The organism is Escherichia sp. KS167_9B, assembly GCF_030295215.1.
In the GTDB taxonomy this organism is placed as follows: domain Bacteria; phylum Pseudomonadota; class Gammaproteobacteria; order Enterobacterales; family Enterobacteriaceae; genus Escherichia; species Escherichia coli_F.
In genome coordinates, this window is sequence record NZ_AP025754.1 from 3280899 (window position 1) to 3299681 (window position 18783).

An 18783-nucleotide genomic window follows, 5' to 3' on the forward strand; every position below is an offset into this window, starting at 1 on the left:
CTTCGAAGAACTTGTTTATCGCTCATCGTCGCTGCGTGGCGCACATATTACTTTCTGAGACTTATAAGTCAAACAATTTTTCCCACACTTTTATCGTTTGCACACTTCACGCTCAATTAGTCTGTAAAAACGTCAAAAAGAGTGTTTTATCAACAGAAAAACGGAGGTCTGACAGATAGCAGTAATGCAAAAAAATGGAGACTTAAGTTGAATGAACGGGAATAACGCGAAAAGAAATGGAGTGAAGGAGGAATTTTGAGGGTGCGTCTCACCGATAAAGATGAGACGCGGAAAGATTAGTAACTGGACTGCTGGGATTTTTCAGCCTGGATACGCTGGTAGATCTCTTCACGGTGAACAGAAACTTCCTTCGGGGCATTTACGCCAATACGTACCTGGTTGCCCTTTACCCCTAAAACTGTCACGGTGACCTCATCCCCAATCATGAGGGTCTCACCAACTCGACGAGTCAGAATCAGCATTCTTTGCTCCTTGAAAGATTAAAAGAGTCGGGTCTCTCTGTATCCCGGCATTATCCATCATATAACGCCAAAAAGTAAGCAATGACAAACACATTACATGTAAGCAGTCATGGCATTACATTCTGTTAAACCTAAGTTTAGCCGATATACACAACTTCAACCTGACTTTATCGTTGTCGATAGCGTTAATGCGAATGCCGTGAAGCGAGTCCACGGCATTGCCTGACGCTTATATTATTGCAATTTCGCGCTGACCCAGCCTTTCACACTGGCTAACGCTGCAGGTAAGGCCGCAGCATCCGTACCACCGGCTTGCGCCATGTCAGGACGTCCACCACCCTTGCCGCCCACCTGCTGAGCGACCATACCAATCAGTTCCCCTGCTTTCACACGATCTGTGACGTCCTTAGATACGCCTGCAATCAGAGAAACCTTACCTTCGGCTACCGTTGCCAGCACGATAATTGTCGACCCCAGCTGATTTTTTAAATCGTCAACCATGGTACGCAACATTTTCGGCTCAACACCGCTAAGCTCGCTAACCAACAGCTTAACACCATTAACATCAATTGCCTTACTGGAAAGATTTGCGCTCTCCTGTGCGGCAGCTTGTTCTTTAAGCTGTTGTAACTCTTTTTCCAGCTGACGCGTACGTTCCAGTACTGAGCGCACTTTATCAGCCAGATTATTGCTATCGCCTTTCAACAGATGTGCGACTTCGCTTAAGCGATCGCTGTCTGCATGAACGGTGGCGATAGCGCCTTCTCCGGTTACCGCTTCGATACGACGAACGCCTGCAGCAGTACCCGATTCAGAGATGATGCGGAACAGACCAATATCACCGGTGCGGCTGGCGTGAGTACCGCCACACAGCTCGGTGGAGAAATCGCCCATGCTCAGCACGCGTACGCGCTCATCATACTTCTCGCCAAACAGCGCCATCGCACCTTTCGCTTTCGCCGCTTCGAGATCCATGATGTTGGTTTCGATCGGCAAGTTACGGCGAATCTGCGCGTTCACCAGGTCTTCAACCGCACGAATCTCTTCTGGTTTCATCGCTTCGTTGTGTGAGAAGTCGAAGCGCAGCACTTTGTCGTTAACCAGTGAACCTTTCTGCGATACATGAGTACCCAAAACCTGGCGCAGCGCAGCGTGCATCAGGTGCGTTGCGGAGTGATTCAGACGAATACGAGAGCGACGAGCCTCATCAACATCAGCCTGCACCGCGTCGCCCACTTTCAGAGAACCCGCAGCAAGTTTACCGATATGACCAATCGCCTGGCCGTATTTCTGCGTATCTTCCACCGCAAAGGAGAAGTTAGCGCCTTTCAGTTCACCTTTATCGCCAACCTGACCGCCAGATTCCGCATAGAATGGCGTTTGATCCAGCACGACCACAGCTTCCTGGCCTGCATTGATGGCATCAACCGCTTTACCATCAACAAACAGCGCAGTCACTTTGCCGTTCAGTTCCAGATGGTCATAGCCTTTAAATTCAGATGCACTGTCAACACGGATCATTGCGTTGTAATCGGCACCAAAGCCGCTGGCTTCGCGCGCACGACGACGCTGCTCTTCCATTGCTGCTTCAAAACCAGCTTCGTCAACTTTGATGTTGCGTTCACGACAAACATCAGCCGTCAGGTCAACCGGGAAACCGTAGGTGTCGTACAGACGGAAAGCAGTTTCGCCATCCAGCGTATCGCCAGAAAGTTTCGCCAGCTCTTCGTCCAGCAGCGCCAGACCGCGTTCCAGCGTGCGGGCAAACTGCTCTTCTTCAGTCTTCAGCACCTGCTCAACCTGCGCCTGCTGGCGTTTCAGGTCTTCACCTGCAGATCCCATAACGTCGATCAGCGGACCAACCAGTTTGTAGAAGAAGGTTTCTTTCGCGCCGAGCATATTGCCGTGACGCACTGCGCGACGAATGATACGACGCAGTACATAACCACGGTTTTCGTTGGACGGCATTACGCCATCCGCGATCAGGAACGCACAAGAACGAATGTGGTCAGCGATTACGCGCAGTGATTTATTGCTCAGATCGGTCGCGCCAGTGACTTTCGCTACTGCCTGGATCAGCGTGCGGAACAGGTCAATGTCATAGTTAGAGTTAACGTGTTGCAGCACCGCAGCAATACGCTCCAGACCCATACCGGTATCTACAGACGGCTTCGGCAGCGGTTCCATCGTGCCATCGGCCTGGCGGTTGAACTGCATGAAGACGATGTTCCAGATCTCAATGTAGCGATCGCCGTCTTCTTCCGGACTTCCCGGAGGGCCACCCCAAATGTGGTCGCCGTGATCGTAGAAGATTTCGGTGCACGGGCCACACGGACCAGTGTCACCCATCTGCCAGAAGTTGTCAGATGCGTATGGCGCACCTTTGTTATCGCCGATGCGAATAATACGTTCGCGCGGGATCCCTACTTCTTTTTCCCAGATTTCGTAGGCTTCGTCGTCGCTTTCATAGACGGTAACCCACAGACGCTCTTTCGGCAGGGCAAACCATTTTTCGCTGGTCAGCAGTTCCCATGCAAACTGAATAGCATCGTGTTTGAAATAGTCGCCGAAGCTGAAGTTGCCCAGCATTTCGAAGAAGGTATGGTGACGCGCGGTGTAACCGACGTTTTCCAGGTCGTTGTGTTTACCACCCGCACGCACGCAGCGTTGGGAAGTGGTAGCGCGGGAATAATTACGCTTGTCGAGCCCAAGGAACACATCCTTGAACTGGTTCATCCCGGCGTTGGTAAACAACAAAGTTGGGTCGTTATGGGGTACCAGGGAGCTGCTGGCAACTACCTGATGTCCCTTACTATGGAAAAAGTCGAGAAACGCCTGACGGATCTCAGCGGTGCTCTTGCTCATAATTATCCTGAAATCAAGCTAACGAAATATCGCCACCAGCTACAGCGTGTCTTAACCGCCGGGCTGGTAACTGAAAAGTGGGAATAAGATAAGTTTTCTTGACTGGGAAGTAAAATACCGTATGCGTTCAGTCGGCAAAATTTCGCCAAATATCCTGGATATCCTCCATCAGATAGCCGCGATAGAGCAGAAAACGCTGGATCTTAACTTTTTCTGAAAAGACAGTTGGCAAAGGTTCGCCATATTTTCGCGTCGCCTGATCGCGCGCCAGTGCACACCAGTCGATGTCACATTCACGCATCGCTTTTTCTGTCGCTTCGCGGGAAATACCTTTCTGATTCAGTTCCTGACGAATACGCGCAGGTCCATAACCTTTGCGGCTACGGCTGGCGATAAAGCGCGCAACAAATCGGCTGTCATCGAGATAGCCATGTTCATGGCACCAGGCAATAACACGCTCGTAATCCTCTGCCGTGGCATCAATCTCTTCCGGGCCATTTTTGCCCATGATCGGTGCCGCGAGTTTACGTCGCACTTCTTGCTCACTGTGATCGCGCACCGCCAGAATGCGTACCGCACGATCCAACAGGCGAGCATATGCCGGGCGACGGGATGTTGATTCTGTCATGGCATACCCTTACAACTTAAAAAGCAAAAGGGCCGCAGATGCGACCCTTGTGTATCAAACAAGACGATTAAAAATCTTCGTTAGTTTCTGCTACGCCTTCGCTGTCATCTACAGAGAAATCCGGCGTTGAGTTCGGGTTGCTCAGCAGCAACTCACGTACTTTCTTCTCGATCTCTTTCGCAGTTTCCGGGTTGTCTTTCAGCCAGGCAGTCGCATTCGCTTTACCCTGACCGATCTTCTCACCTTTGTAGCTGTACCACGCGCCCGCTTTCTCGATCAGCTTCTCTTTCACGCCCAGGTCAACCAGTTCGCCGTAGAAGTTGATACCTTCGCCGTAGAGGATCTGGAATTCAGCCTGTTTAAACGGCGCAGCGATTTTGTTCTTCACCACTTTCACGCGGGTTTCGCTACCCACCACGTTTTCGCCCTCTTTCACCGCGCCGATGCGACGGATGTCGAGACGAACAGAAGCGTAGAATTTCAGCGCGTTACCACCGGTAGTCGTTTCCGGGTTACCGAACATCACACCAATTTTCATACGGATCTGGTTGATGAAGATCAGCAGCGTGTTGGACTGCTTCAGGTTACCCGCCAGCTTACGCATCGCCTGGCTCATCATACGTGCCGCAAGGCCCATGTGAGAGTCGCCGATTTCGCCTTCGATTTCCGCTTTCGGTGTCAGTGCCGCCACGGAGTCAACGACGATAACGTCTACTGCGCCAGAACGCGCCAGAGCGTCACAGATTTCCAGTGCCTGCTCGCCGGTGTCCGGCTGGGAGCACAGCAGGTTGTCGATATCGACGCCCAGTTTACGTGCATAGATTGGGTCCAGCGCGTGTTCAGCATCGATAAACGCACAGGTTTTACCTTCGCGCTGGGCTGCGGCGATCACCTGCAGCGTCAGTGTAGTTTTACCGGAAGATTCCGGTCCGTAGATTTCGACGATACGGCCCATCGGCAGACCACCTGCCCCAAGCGCGATATCCAGTGAAAGCGAACCGGTAGAGATGGTTTCCACATCCATGGAACGGTCTTCACCCAGGCGCATGATGGAGCCTTTACCAAATTGTTTCTCAATCTGGCCCAGTGCTGCCGCCAACGCTTTCTGTTTGTTTTCGTCGATAGCCATTTTTACTCCTGTCATGCCGGGTAATACCGGATAGTCAATATGTTCTGTTGAAGCAATTATACTGTATGCTCATACAGTATCAAGTGTTTTGTAGAAATTGTTGCCACAAGGTTTGCAATGCATACGCAGTAGCCTGACGACGCACCGCATCACGGTCACCGCTGAAGCATTCCCGGCGGGTAATGCCTTCGCCGCGGGCAGTGGCAAAAGCAAACCAGACAGTGCCGACAGGTTTCTCTTCACTGCCGCCATCCGGCCCGGCGATACCGCTGACAGACACAGCATAATCAGCACGAGCCGCTTTCAGTGCGCCTATCGCCATTTCCACCACGACGGGTTCGCTCACCGCGCCGTGCTGCGCCAGCGTCTCTTCGCGTACGCCGATCATCTGCGCTTTGGCTTCGTTACTGTAGGTGACAAATCCGCGTTCAAACCAGGCGGAACTACCGGCAATATCGGTAATCACTTTCGCTACCCAACCGCCGGTACAAGACTCGGCAGTTGTTACGGTTGCGCCACGGGCTTTCAGCGCCTGCCCAACCTGTTCGCTTAACTGCATCAGTTCACTGTCAGTCATCACAACCTCTGTCAGTCAAAAATTTATGTCGGACAAGATAGCACTTTCGTCAGGAAGATGGTGTTGGCGTTGCAATTTTACGAGGAGGATTCAGAAAAAAGCTGATTAGCCAGAGGGAAGCTCACGCCCCCCTCTTGCAAATAGTTACTGCACGCGCGCCAGTGCCACGGCTTGTCCTAACTGCCAGACGGCCATTGCGTAATGGGTGCTGTGATTGTAACGGGTGATAGTGTAGAAGTTCGGCAAACCGTACCAGTACTGATAACCGGTGCCAACATCCAGGCGCAGTAAGCTGGCCTGCTGATGATTGCCCAGCGGCTGCTGTGGCGTTAGTCCAGCTGCAGCAAGTTGTGAAATGCTGTACTTGGTTTTGAAGCCATTCGGTAAGCCTGGAGCCTGACCGTTTGCCATCACCGCAACCTGATCACCTTTCACCCAGCCGTGCGCTTTAAAATAGTTCGCCACACTACCGATGGCATCAACCGGATCCCACAGGTTGATATGCCCGTCGCCGCTAAAATCCACTGCATATTGTTTATAAGACGATGGCATAAACTGACCGTAGCCCATCGCACCGGCAAAAGAGCCTTTCAGATTGAGCGGATCGTCCTGCTCGTCGCGCGCCATCAGCAAGAAGGTTTCCAGCTCACCAGAGAAATACTCCGCGCGGCGTGGGTAGTTAAATGACAACGTTGCCAGCGCATCGAGGATACGAGTTTTCCCCATCACGCGTCCCCAGCGAGTTTCGACGCCGATAATCCCGACGATAATTTCCGGCGGTACACCATACACCTGCCACGCACGATTCAACGCGTCTTCATACTGATTCCAGAAAACCACGCCGTTTTGCACGTTGTCCGGCGTAATAAATTTTTTGCGATAACGCAGCCATGCGCCGTTCGGACCTGATGGCGGCTTCACCGATGTGGTTGGTGCCTGGTTATCCATCAGCCGCAATACCGAATCCAGACGTTTCGCCTGGGAGAGAATTTCCTGCAACTGCTGACGATTGAAACCGTGTTTGTTCACCATTTTGTCGATGAACTGCTGGGCATTCGGGTTGTTAGCGAAATCGCCGCCCATCTGCATCACATTGTGCTGCGGCTCAAGCAGGAAGCCGCCAGACGGCGTTCCGGTGGTCGTTTCAGTCTCAGTAGATTTTGGCTTGCTGCTACAGGCGGCAAGCAACACAAAAAGGGGAAGCAATGTTACATAACGACGCTTGAACATGAGGGGTCCATTTAACAGATTCAACCAGGGGCAAGTATGGTAAAGCATCACGCCCCGCACAAGGAAGCGGTAGTCACTGCCCGATACGGACTTTACATAACTCAACTCATCCGCCTCACTATCCTTTTATACAAACTTTCAAATTAAAATATTTATCTTTCATTTTGCGATCAAAATAACACTTTTAAATCTTTCAATCTGATTAGATTAGGTTGCCGTTTGGTAATAAAACAATAAATCCTGAAGGAGAGAACAATGATAGAAACCATTACTCATGGTGCAGAGTGGTTTATCGGGCTGTTCCAAAAGGGCGGAGAGGTATTTACCGGTATGGTGACCGGCATTCTTCCGCTGTTGATTAGCCTGCTGGTTATCATGAACGCACTGATTAATTTTATCGGTCAGCATCGTATTGAACGCTTTGCTCAACGTTGCGCCGGTAACCCTGTTTCCCGTTACCTACTGCTTCCGTGCATTGGCACGTTTGTCTTTTGTAATCCAATGACCTTAAGCCTGGGTCGTTTTATGCCGGAAAAGTACAAACCCAGCTATTATGCGGCGGCCTCTTATAGCTGCCACTCAATGAATGGCCTCTTCCCCCATATCAACCCTGGCGAACTGTTTGTTTATCTTGGCATTGCCAGTGGTCTGACAACGCTAAATCTGCCACTTGGCCCACTGGCGGTGAGCTATCTGCTGGTTGGTCTGGTGACCAACTTCTTCCGCGGCTGGGTAACCGATCTGACCACCGCTATTTTTGAGAAAAAGATGGGCATTCAACTTGAACAAAAAGTTCACCTGGCAGGAGCAACATCATGACACGTATTCGGATCGAAAAAGGAACGGGTGGCTGGGGCGGCCCGCTTGAGCTGGAAGCCACACCGGGCAAAAAAATCGTCTATATCACCGCCGGTACACGTCCTGCAATTGTCGACAAACTGGCACAGCTTACTGGCTGGCAGGCTATCGACGGATTTAAAGAAGGTGAACCTGCGGAGGCAGAAATTGGTGTCGCGGTAATCGACTGTGGCGGCACATTACGCTGCGGCATCTATCCGAAACGGCGTATTCCCACCATTAATATCCACTCGACGGGCAAGTCCGGTCCACTGGCGCAGTACATTGTGGAAGATATTTATGTCTCTGGCGTGAAAGAAGAAAACATCACTGTAGTGGGTGATGCGACACCACAACCCTCTTCCGTGGGCCGTGACTATGACACCAGCAAGAAAATCACCGAACAAAGCGATGGTTTACTGGCGAAGGTGGGAATGGGTATGGGTTCTGCCGTTGCCGTGCTGTTTCAATCTGGCCGTGACACCATCGACACTGTATTAAAAACCATTCTGCCGTTTATGGCGTTCGTCTCGGCGCTCATTGGCATCATTATGGCTTCTGGCCTTGGTGACTGGATTGCCCACGGTCTTGCTCCGCTGGCGAGCCATCCACTGGGTCTGGTCATGCTGGCGCTCATCTGCTCCTTCCCGCTGCTTTCACCTTTCCTCGGCCCAGGCGCAGTTATCGCACAGGTTATCGGCGTATTGATTGGCGTGCAGATTGGTCTCGGCAATATTCCGCCGCATCTGGCTTTACCTGCACTGTTTGCCATCAACGCGCAGGCGGCCTGCGACTTCATCCCGGTCGGTTTGTCGCTGGCGGAAGCCCGTCAGGACACGGTTCGCGTCGGTGTCCCTTCTGTACTGGTGAGCCGCTTTTTAACCGGCGCGCCGACTGTACTGATCGCCTGGTTTGTCTCCGGTTTTATCTATCAATAGAGGCTGAAACATGACCGTTATTTATCAGACCACCATCACCCGTATCGGCGCGAGTGCCACTGACGCCCTCAGCGACCAGATGCTCATCACCTTTCGTGAAGGCGCGCCTGCGGATCTCGAAGAGTATTGCTTCATTCATTGCCACGGCGAGTTGAAAGGTGCACTCCATCCCGGTTTGCAATTTTCACTCGGGCAGCATCGCTATCCGGTGACCGCCGTTGGCAGCGTGGCGGAAGACAACCTTCGCGAACTGGGTCATGTCACCCTGCGCTTCGATGGTTTAAACGAAGCGGAATTCCCGGGCACTGTCCATGTGGCAGGCCCTGTACCCGACGATATCGCGCCGGGATCGGTTTTGAAGTTTGAATCTGTTAAGGAGTAAAAAATGAATCAGGTTGCCGTTGTCATCGGTGGTGGGCAAACCTTAGGCGCGTTCCTGTGCCACGGTCTGGCTGCCGAGGGGTATCGCGTCGCGGTTGTCGATATTCAGAGCGACAAAGCCGCAAATGTGGCACAAGAAATTAACGCCGAATATGGTGAAGGAACAGCGTATGGTTTTGGTGCTGACGCCACCAGCGAGCAAAGCGTTCTGGCGCTCTCTCGTGGGGTAGATGAAATCTTTGGTCGCGTGGATTTGCTGGTCTACAGCGCCGGAATTGCAAAAGCAGCCTTTATCAGCGACTTCCAGCTCGGTGATTTTGACCGTTCGCTACAGGTGAATCTGGTGGGTTATTTCCTGTGTGCGCGTGAATTTTCGCGTTTGATGATCCGCGACGGGATTCAGGGGCGCATTATTCAGATCAACTCGAAATCCGGCAAAGTGGGCAGCAAACACAACTCTGGTTATAGCGCCGCGAAATTTGGTGGCGTCGGGCTGACTCAATCACTGGCGCTGGATCTGGCGGAGTACGGCATTACGGTGCATTCACTGATGCTCGGTAATCTGCTGAAATCGCCGATGTTTCAGTCGCTATTGCCACAATATGCGACCAAGCTGGGTATCAAACCGGATCAAGTCGAGCAGTATTACATCGATAAAGTACCGCTCAAACGCGGCTGCGATTATCAGGATGTGCTGAATATGCTGCTGTTCTACGCCAGTCCAAAGGCATCGTACTGCACTGGTCAGTCGATCAATGTCACCGGCGGTCAGGTGATGTTCTGATCAACAGCGGAGATCCGTTAAGGATCTCCGCGAGACTAATAGAATGCCTGATGCGCTACGTTGATCAGGCCTACAGGACTTCCGCCGCTACATTAAGGAAAAGTTATGGTATCCACACTCATCACCGTCGCCGTTATCGCCTGGTGTGCGCAACTGGCCTTAGGCGGCTGGCAAATTTCTCGTTTTAACCGCGCCTTCGACGCACTTTGCCAGCAAGGGCGGGTTGGCGTGGGCCGTTCCAGCGGGCGCTTTAAACCGCGGGTCGTGGTCGCCATCGCCCTGGACGATCAGCAGCGCATCGTCGACACCTTGTTTATGAAAGGACTGACTGTCTTCGCCCGACCGCAAAAAATTCCCGCAATTACGGGCATGCATTCTGCTGATTTACAGCCCGATGTGATCTTTCCCCATGATCCACTATCACAGAATGCTCTATCATTGGCGCTTAAACTGAAACGTGGATAATTTCGTTGTGAATGTTACTAGCTTGCGAAGTTATCATTTTGAAACCTAAATCAGGTAATCACGCCCATGAAACCTCGTCAGCGTCAGGCCGCCATTCTGGAGTACCTGCAAAAGCAGGGGAAATGCTCGGTTGAAGAATTGGCGCAATACTTTGACACCACAGGCACAACCATTCGCAAAGATCTGGTCATTCTGGAACATGCAGGAACCGTCATTCGTACTTATGGCGGAGTGGTGTTGAATAAAGAGGAATCCGATCCGCCTATCGATCATAAAACACTCATCAACACCCACAAGAAAGAGCTGATTGCAGAAGCTGCCGTCAGTTTTATTCATGATGGCGATTCAATCATTCTTGATGCTGGAAGTACTGTATTACAGATGGTGCCCCTGCTCTCGCGCTTTAATAACATCACGGTGATGACCAACAGCCTGCACATCGTCAATGCGCTATCCGAACTGGATAACGAACAAACTATCCTGATGCCAGGCGGCACATTTCGTAAAAAATCGGCCTCATTTCACGGGCAGCTGGCAGAGAACGCCTTCGAACATTTCAGCTTCGATAAATTGTTTATGGGCACCGATGGCATCGATCTCAATGCAGGCGTAACCACCTTCAACGAGGTCTATACCGTCAGTAAAGCGATGTGTAATGCCGCGCGCGAAGTGATTTTGATGGCTGACTCATCGAAGTTTGGCCGTAAAAGCCCCAACGTGGTTTGTAGTCTTGAAAGCGTCGATAAGCTGATTACCGACGCAGGTATCGATCCGGCGTTTCGTCAGGCGCTGGAAGAGAAAGGGATCGATGTGATCATAACCGGAGAGAGCAATGAGTGAAGCACTACTGAACGCGGGGCGTCAGACGTTAATGCTGGAGTTGCAGGAAGCAAGCCGTTTACCAGAACGTCTGGGCGATGATTTTGTTCGCGCCGCCAATATCATCCTGCACTGCGAAGGCAAAGTGGTGGTTTCGGGAATTGGCAAATCGGGCCACATTGGTAAGAAAATCGCCGCAACGCTTGCCAGTACCGGCACGCCTGCTTTTTTTGTCCATCCGGCAGAAGCACTGCACGGCGATCTGGGGATGATTGAAAGCCGCGATGTGATGCTGTTTATCTCTTACTCCGGTGGCGCAAAGGAACTGGATCTGATTATTCCGCGTCTGGAAGACAAATCTATCGCGCTGCTGGCGATGACCGGTAAACCGACATCACCGCTGGGCCTGGCGGCGAAAGCGGTGCTGGATATCTCTGTAGAACGCGAAGCCTGCCCGATGCACCTTGCGCCGACCTCCAGCACCGTCAATACCCTGATGATGGGCGACGCGCTGGCGATGGCGGTCATGCAGGCGCGCGGATTTAATGAAGAAGATTTTGCCCGCTCCCACCCAGCTGGGGCTCTGGGCGCTCGCTTGCTGAACAAAGTGCATCATCTGATGCGCCGTGATGACACCATCCCGCAGGTGGCGTTAACCGCCAGCGTGATGGATGCGATGCTGGAACTTAGTCGCACCGGTCTGGGACTGGTAGCCGTGTGCGACGATCAACGGCTGGTGAAAGGCGTCTTTACCGACGGGGATTTACGTCGCTGGCTGGTTGGCGGCGGTGCACTCACCACGCCAGTTAATGAAGCGATGACGGCAGGCGGCACGACGTTGCTATCGCAAAGTCGCGCCATCGACGCCAAAGAAGTTCTGATGAAGCGCAAAATCACCGCCGCACCAGTGGTGGATGAAAATGGCAAACTTACCGGCGCAATTAACCTGCAGGATTTCTATCAGGCCGGGATTATTTAATCCTTCAGCCCCAGACGTTTCGCCAGCCGATGCAGGTTGGCGACGTCGGTTTCCAGCATCCGTGCGCTGGCAGCCCAGTTGTGATGATTTTGTGCCAGCGCCTGGCGAATAGTTTCACGCTGGAACGCTTCTGTCGCTTCACGCAGGTTTTGCTTAACAATAGGCACCGCCGCCGCTTCTGGCGGCGGCAACGTCACCTCAGGAAAAGCAAAATGTTGCGCCTCGAGAATCACTTCATCGCCGCTGCGGGTCGCTCTCGCCAGCACCACCGCCCGATGAATAGCATGTTCCAGTTCGCGCACGTTCCCCGGGAAACTATAATGTTGCAATAAATTCCGCGCCCCGGAACTTAACACCACGCGGGAAAGCCCCAACCGCAGGCGGCACTGTTCGCAGTAATACCCCGCCAGCAGAATGACGTCATCACCCCGCTCACGCAGCGGCGGCACCGAAAGCGGAAACACACTCAGGCGATGAAACAAGTCAGCACGAAATCGCCCTGCCAGCACCTCTTCGCGCAAGTCGCGGTTAGTCGCCGCCAGCACGCGCACATCGACCCGCAAACTGCGGTCATCGCCAACGCGCTGAATATCGCCATACTGCAACACCCGCAGCAGCTTGGCCTGCAATGCCAACGACAACTCGCCGATCTCATCCAGAAACAGCGTGCCGTTATCCGCCATTTCAAACTTCCCACTGCGGTTACTGATAGCGCCAGTAAACGCCCCTTTCACGTGCCCAAACAACTCACTTTCCGCCACACTTTCCGGCAGTGCGGCACAGTTGAGATAGACTAACGGATTCACCGCCCGTGGCGAGGCTTCATGAATCGCTTTCGCCACCAGCTCCTTACCCGTTCCCGTCTCACCACTGATTAGGACGTTGAGATCGGACGCCGCCACAATCTCAATCTCTTTTTTCAATTGCGTCATGCCTGGCGACAGGCCGATCATCTGCGTCTCTTTCAGCGCTTCAAACGGCGCGGCATCGCCCGGCAGCATATTCTGACTTTCCAGCTGTTCAATCAGCAACGCATTGCTTAACGCTCCCGCCGCCAGCGCGGCAATCAGCCGTAACTCTTCGTCGCTGAAAACATCGAACTGATCGGGCTGCATCCCGTCGAGTGTCAATGCACCGATCAGGTTTTGTCCGGCAAATAACGGCAGACCAACGCAGGCGTGAACCTTCAGACTCTCCTGCCCGGGAATCAAACCGTCATAGGGATCGGGCAATTCGCTGTCTGCGGGAAAACGCACCACGTCCCCGGCGCGGGCAATCGCTTCCAGCCGTGGATGACCTTCCAGCGCAAAGCGTCTACCGAGTACATCCTTCGCCAGCCCGTCGATGGCAAGCGGAATAAACTGCCGCGAGTCGTAACGTAGCAACGCAGACGCATCGCACTCCAGCACCTGACGCAGCGTGGTGATCAGGCGCTGAAAACGATCCTGATGACCAATCCCACGCTGCAATTCGATGGCGATATTCGCCAGCACATCAACGGAAAAACTCATCTTTGCCTCACTGTCAATTTGACTATAGATATTGTCATATCGACCATTTTATTGATAGTCATTTTGACTACTCATTAATGAGCATAAATTAATTTATAGATTAAAAACAATTAGATAAAAAACTGGCACGCAATCTGCAATTAGCAAGACATCTTTTTAGAACACGCTGAATAAATTGAGGTTGCTATGTCTATTGTGGTGAAAAATAACATTCATTGGGTTGGTCAACGTGACTGGGAAGTGCGTGATTTTCACGGTACAGAATATAAAACGCTGCGCGGCAGCAGTTACAACAGCTACCTCATCCGCGAAGAAAAAAACGTACTGATCGACACCGTCGACCATAAATTCAGCCGCGAATTTGTGCAGAACCTGCGTAATGAAATCGATCTGGCGGATATCGATTACATCGTGATTAACCATGCTGAAGAGGACCACGCCGGGGCGCTGACCGAACTGATGGCGCAAATTCCCGATACGCCGATCTATTGTACTGCCAACGCTATCGACTCAATAAATGGTCATCACCATCATCCGGAGTGGAATTTCAACGTGGTGAAAACCGGCGACACGCTGGATATCGGCAACGGCAAACAACTCATTTTTGTCGAAACGCCAATGCTGCACTGGCCGGACAGCATGATGACTTACCTGACGGGCGACGCGGTGCTGTTCAGTAACGATGCTTTCGGTCAGCACTACTGCGACGAGCATCTCTTCAACGATGAAGTGGATCAGACCGAGCTTTTCGAGCAGTGTCAGCGTTACTACGCCAATATCCTGACACCGTTCAGCCGCCTGGTAACGCCGAAAATCACCGAGATCCTGGGCTTTAACTTGCCGGTCGATATGATAGCGACCTCTCACGGCGTGGTATGGCGCGATAACCCGACGCAAATTGTCGAGCTGTACCTGAAATGGGCGGCGGATTATCAGGAAGACAGAATCACCATTTTCTACGACACCATGTCGAATAATACCCGCATGATGGCCGATGCTATCGCCCAGGGTATTGCGGAAACCGACCCACGCGTGGCGGTGAAAATTTTCAACGTTGCCCGAAGCGATAAAAACGAAATCCTGACCAATGTCTTCCGCTCAAAAGGCGTGCTGGTCGGCACGTCGACGATGAATAACGTGATGATGCCGAAAATCGCCGGGCTGGTGGAGGAGATGACCGGATTACGCTTCCGTAACAAACGCGCCAGTGCTTTCGGCTCTCACGGCTGGAGCGGCGGTGCGGTGGATCGTCTTTCCACACGCCTGCAGGATGCAGGTTTCGAAATGTCGCTTAGCCTGAAAGCCAAATGGCGACCGGACCAGGACGCGCTGGAGTTATGCCGTGAACACGGTCGTGAAATTGCCCGTCAGTGGGCGCTTTCGCCGCTGCCACAGAGCACGGTGAATACGGTGGTTAAAGAAGAAACCTGTGCCACCACGACGGCTGACCTCGGCCCACGGATGCAGTGCAGTGTCTGCCAGTGGATTTACGATCCGGCAAAAGGCGAGCCAATGCAGGACGTTGCGCCAGGAACGCCGTGGAGTGAAGTCCCGGATAACTTCCTGTGCCCGGAATGCTCTCTCGGCAAAGACGTCTTTGACGAACTGGCATCGGAGGCAAAATGAGCAACGGCATTGTGATCATTGGTTCAGGCTTCGCCGCCCGCCAACTGGTGAAAAATATTCGTAAACAGGATACCGGTATTCCATTGACCCTGATTGCCGCCGACAGCATGGATGAGTACAACAAACCTGATCTTAGCCATGTGATCAGTCAGGGGCAACGTGCCGACGACCTTACCCGCCAGACGGCGGGTGAATTTGCCGAGCAGTTTAATCTGCGCCTGTTTCCGCACACCTGGGTGACGGATATCGATGCCGAAGCCCATGTGGTGAAAAGCCAGAATAATCAGTGGCAATACGACAAGCTAGTGCTGGCAACCGGTGCCAACGCCTTTGTCCCGCCGGTGCCTGGGCGTGAGTTAATGCTGACGTTAAATAGTCAGCAAGAGTATCGCGCCTGTGAAACACAACTGAGGGATGCCCGACGGGTGTTGATTGTAGGCGGTGGTTTGATTGGTAGCGAACTGGCGATGGATTTTTGTCGGGCAGGCAAAGCGGTCACGCTAATCGACAACGCTGCCAGTATTCTGGCGTCGTTAATGCCACCGGAAGTAAGCAGTCGCTTACAGCATCGGTTGACGGAGATGGGCGTTCATCTGCTGTTGAAATCTCAGTTGCAGGGGCTGGAAAAAACGGATTCTGGCATTCTGGCAACGCTGGACCGCCAGCGCAGCATCGAAGTGGATGCGGTAATTGCCGCCACCGGACTGCGCCCGGAAACCGCCCTGGCACGACGTGCAGGGCTGACGATTAATCGCGGCGTTTGCGTCGATAGTTATCTGCAAACCAGTAATGCCGATATTTATGCGCTGGGCGATTGCGCGGAAATTAACGGTCAGGTATTGCCGTTCCTCCAGCCGATTCAACTTAGCGCGATGGTGCTGGCAAAAAATCTTCTCGGCAATAACACGCCGCTGAAACTCCCGGCGATGCTGGTGAAAATCAAAACGCCGGAATTACCGCTGCATCTGGCAGGCGAAACCCAGCGTCGGGATTTGCGCTGGCAGATTTGTACCGAAAGCCAGGGAATGGTGGCGCGCGGCGTTGACGATGCCGACCAGCTTCGCGCCTTTGTAGTCAGTGAGGATCGGATGAAAGAGGCGTTTGGATTGTTGAAAACCTTGCCGATGTAGGCGGGCTAGTGTGCCCAAAATGTCGGATGCGACGCTGGCGCGTCTTATCCGACCTACGGGAAGCGCATGTGTAGGCCGGATAAGGCGTTCACGCCGCATCCGGCACTGCGCCCAAATGCAACACGTTTATCCGTTCTGGGCTTCACCCGCCACCCAACGGGCCGCAGCAATAACCCCCTGCCCCAGAGACAACCCGCCATCCCCCGCAGGTAAACTCTGCGGGAAGAGCAACGTAAAGTCAGCAAGATAATGCGCCAGACGTGCACGCAGCAAACGGTTATGAATAACCCCGCCGCTAAATACCAGCGTAGTGATACCACGCATCGTGGCCTGCTCACGCATCAACGCGGCAAAACCCTGCGCCAGCGCATCATGAAATGCCCACGCGCGTTGATTAACCGGTGCCTGCCAGTTCAGCCACTGCTGCCAGAAAGTGGCGAGATCCAGTTGATTGTCCACCAGCGGCATCGTCACCGGATGCGTCACTCCCTGGCACGAAGCCGCCAGCGCCTCGAGGGCACAAGCCGCTTCACCTTCATAACTTAACGTGGCTGGCGCACAGCCCAGTGCCGCCGCCACAGCATCGAACAAACGCCCACACGATGACGCCAGCGGCGCGTTAATTCCACGCTCAATGGCCCGCGCCAGCACGCTCCAGTTTTGCTGTTGCACACTTACCGTTTCAGGGTAATTCTGCCACTCCGGCACAAAGCGCAGGCACTGCGCCAGCAGGTTTCGCCACGGCTGCTTTGCCGCAAGATCGCCCCCCGGAAGCGCCACCGCAGGCAAGCCGCCCAGGTGCTGGCATTCGCGATAGTTCACCCGCAAGCACTCGCCGCCCCATAAAGCGCCGTTTTCGCCCATACCAATACCGTCGAGCGTCAAAGCAATGACATCACTGCCATCCAGCGGCCAGTGATGTTCTGCCAGACACGCCGCCGCGTGGGCATGGTGATGCAGCACCGTTTGCGTCGGCAGATTCATCTCACGCGCCCACTGGCTGGAGACATAGCCCGGATGCGCATCATGCACCACAAACTGTGGAGTAAAATCGTAGATGTTTTGCATCAGGCGCAACGCTTCGCGCCACTGCATCTGAATGCCATCGTCACTTAAATCGCCCAAATGTTGACTCAACACCGCCTGTTCACCACGCACCAGACAGAAGGTATTTTTCAGATCCGCACCGAGACACAGCACAGGAGGAATATTTTTAAAGCCCGGAGGCAAAGCCAGCGCATCCGGTACATACCCCCGCGAGCGGCGCAACATTTCGCCACTTTCGCGCACCACTGAATCATCCATCCGCTGCACGATGTCGCGGTTATGAATCAAGAATCCGTCGGCAATGTCCTGCAAATCCTCCAGCGCCTGTTCGTTGCTGATAGCCGGTGGTTTACCGCTCAGGTTGCCGGAGGTCATCACCAGCGGGCATTGCAGTTCCTGTAACAGCAAATGCTGGAGCGGATTCGCAGGCAACATCACCCCGACTTCGTTAAGGCCAGGGGCGATATCGTCACAAAGTTCCGGAACATATATTTTATCCACCAGAACAATCGGCGCGGCAGGCGTGGTGAGCAACTGACGGGCAGCGTCGGGTAAACCTTCTGCCGTTGGCAACATAACCGCCAGCGGTTTCGCCGGGCGATGTTTGCGCGCCCGTAGTGTCGCCACCGCGTTACTGTTACGCGCATCGCAGGCGAGATGAAATCCGCCAATCCCTTTGATAGCGACAATGTTGCCCATTTTTAACTGAGCGATAGCCGCCTGTAATGCCGCATCTTGTTTCGCATGTTCACCATGACTTAGCCATTCAAGATGTGGGCCACACTCCGGGCAGGCCACCGGCTGGGCGTGGAAGCGACGATCGAGCGGGTCGCGATATTCTTTATCGCAGGCCGGACATAGCGGAAACGCCGCCATCACGGTAAATGGACGGTCGTAAGGCATCGCGCGAATAATGGTGAAACGCGGGCCGCAATGGGTACAGTTGATAAACGGATAACGATAACGCCGTTCGCCTGGGGTATTCATTTCGGCAAGACAGGCAGGGCAAGTTGCGGCATCGGGAACAATTTGCGTATTCATGACGCCGCCCGCGCTCTGGCGGATGGTGAACTCAGTGGGCGGCTGCATCCAGATAAACGGCTCACATTCGACGCTATCAATACGCGCCAGCGGCGGGCAGTGCTGATGCAATTGAACAAGAAACGTTTTCGGGTCTTCCAGCAGCCGGACTTCTACGCCATCGCCGTCATTACAGACATCGCCGTGAAGATTTAATTGCTGTGCCAGTTGCCAGACAAAGGGACGAAAACCGACGCCCTGCACTTTGCCACGAATACGCAGTTGGACACCGCAAGATGTGTTTTTTGCCATTGAGTTATTCCCGCCATCATGAA

The 18783-nt window shown here is 53.2% G+C and carries 17 protein-coding genes; 9 read left to right on the forward strand and 8 right to left on the reverse strand.

The window, feature by feature from the left end; translation table 11 throughout:
* Nucleotides 1-296 precede the first annotated feature (296 nt).
* From csrA to mltB, 6 genes are all read right to left on the reverse strand, one after another.
* Entirely contained in the window at nucleotides 297-482 is a 186-nt protein-coding gene (gene csrA / locus QUE34_RS16500; RefSeq protein ID WP_000906486.1) for a carbon storage regulator CsrA, read from the reverse strand.
* Nucleotides 483-716: 234 nt separating this feature from the next.
* Nucleotides 717-3347, reverse strand: a complete 2631-nt coding sequence (gene alaS / locus QUE34_RS16505) for an alanine--tRNA ligase (RefSeq protein WP_032303638.1) — start codon at nucleotides 3345-3347, stop codon at nucleotides 717-719.
* A gap of 127 nt (nucleotides 3348-3474) precedes the next feature.
* Nucleotides 3475-3975: a recombination regulator RecX gene (recX, locus tag QUE34_RS16510; protein ID WP_032303639.1), complete on the reverse strand. Its 501-nt coding sequence runs from the start codon at nucleotides 3973-3975 to the stop codon at nucleotides 3475-3477.
* A 67-nt stretch (nucleotides 3976-4042) separates the two neighbouring features.
* On the reverse strand, nucleotides 4043-5104 hold the full coding sequence (gene recA / locus QUE34_RS16515; RefSeq protein WP_000963143.1) for a recombinase RecA: 1062 nt from the start codon (nucleotides 5102-5104) through the stop codon (nucleotides 4043-4045).
* A gap of 79 nt (nucleotides 5105-5183) precedes the next feature.
* A complete protein-coding gene (gene pncC / locus QUE34_RS16520; protein ID WP_032303640.1) occupies nucleotides 5184-5681 on the reverse strand; it encodes a nicotinamide-nucleotide amidase in 498 nt (165 codons plus the stop codon).
* 144 nt (nucleotides 5682-5825) lie between these two features.
* Nucleotides 5826-6911, reverse strand: a complete 1086-nt coding sequence (gene mltB / locus QUE34_RS16525; RefSeq protein ID WP_032303641.1) for a lytic murein transglycosylase B — start codon at nucleotides 6909-6911, stop codon at nucleotides 5826-5828.
* A gap of 255 nt (nucleotides 6912-7166) precedes the next feature.
* Here mltB and srlA point away from each other — a divergent pair, with 255 nt between their 5' ends.
* The 7 genes from srlA (at nucleotide 7167) to gutQ (ending at nucleotide 12114) form a co-directional block, all read left to right on the forward strand.
* A complete protein-coding gene (gene srlA, locus QUE34_RS16530) occupies nucleotides 7167-7730 on the forward strand; it encodes a PTS glucitol/sorbitol transporter subunit IIC (protein ID WP_000573321.1) in 564 nt (187 codons plus the stop codon).
* The gene (gene srlE / locus QUE34_RS16535) at nucleotides 7727-8686 is read left to right on the forward strand and encodes a PTS glucitol/sorbitol transporter subunit IIB (protein WP_000196934.1); all 960 of its coding nucleotides are present in this window, start codon (nucleotides 7727-7729) and stop codon (nucleotides 8684-8686) included. Before srlA ends, srlE begins: the two co-directional genes overlap by 4 nt.
* A 10-nt stretch (nucleotides 8687-8696) precedes the next feature.
* Nucleotides 8697-9068: a PTS glucitol/sorbitol transporter subunit IIA gene (gene srlB, locus QUE34_RS16540; protein ID WP_000216201.1), complete on the forward strand. Its 372-nt coding sequence runs from the start codon at nucleotides 8697-8699 to the stop codon at nucleotides 9066-9068.
* 3 nt (nucleotides 9069-9071) lie between these two features.
* Nucleotides 9072-9851 (forward strand): sorbitol-6-phosphate dehydrogenase, encoded by a 780-nt coding sequence (gene srlD / locus QUE34_RS16545; protein ID WP_001077351.1) that lies wholly within the window; start codon nucleotides 9072-9074, stop codon nucleotides 9849-9851.
* Nucleotides 9852-9956: 105 nt separating this feature from the next.
* Complete coding sequence (gene gutM, locus QUE34_RS16550; RefSeq protein WP_032303642.1) at nucleotides 9957-10316, forward strand: transcriptional regulator GutM; 360 nt, start codon at nucleotides 9957-9959, stop codon at nucleotides 10314-10316.
* Nucleotides 10317-10382: 66 nt separating this feature from the next.
* Entirely contained in the window at nucleotides 10383-11156 is a 774-nt protein-coding gene (gene srlR, locus QUE34_RS16555) for a glucitol operon DNA-binding transcriptional repressor SrlR (protein WP_000804546.1), read from the forward strand.
* Nucleotides 11149-12114, forward strand: a complete 966-nt coding sequence (gene gutQ, locus QUE34_RS16560; RefSeq protein WP_032303643.1) for an arabinose-5-phosphate isomerase GutQ — start codon at nucleotides 11149-11151, stop codon at nucleotides 12112-12114. The genes srlR and gutQ overlap by 8 nt, the downstream gene beginning before the upstream one ends.
* On the opposite strand, the gene norR is transcribed toward gutQ, so the two are convergent.
* On the reverse strand, nucleotides 12111-13625 hold the full coding sequence (gene norR, locus QUE34_RS16565; RefSeq protein ID WP_032303644.1) for a nitric oxide reductase transcriptional regulator NorR: 1515 nt from the start codon (nucleotides 13623-13625) through the stop codon (nucleotides 12111-12113). The genes gutQ and norR overlap by 4 nt on opposite strands.
* A gap of 186 nt (nucleotides 13626-13811) precedes the next feature.
* Here norR and norV point away from each other — a divergent pair, with 186 nt between their 5' ends.
* On the forward strand, nucleotides 13812-15251 hold the full coding sequence (gene norV, locus QUE34_RS16570; protein WP_000029633.1) for an anaerobic nitric oxide reductase flavorubredoxin: 1440 nt from the start codon (nucleotides 13812-13814) through the stop codon (nucleotides 15249-15251).
* Nucleotides 15248-16381, forward strand: a complete 1134-nt coding sequence (gene norW, locus QUE34_RS16575; RefSeq protein ID WP_032303645.1) for an NADH:flavorubredoxin reductase NorW — start codon at nucleotides 15248-15250, stop codon at nucleotides 16379-16381. Before norV ends, norW begins: the two co-directional genes overlap by 4 nt.
* Nucleotides 16382-16507: 126 nt before the next feature.
* On the opposite strand, the gene hypF is transcribed toward norW, so the two are convergent.
* Entirely contained in the window at nucleotides 16508-18760 is a 2253-nt protein-coding gene (gene hypF / locus QUE34_RS16580) for a carbamoyltransferase HypF (protein ID WP_103253797.1), read from the reverse strand.
* Nucleotides 18761-18783: the final 23 nt, after the last annotated feature.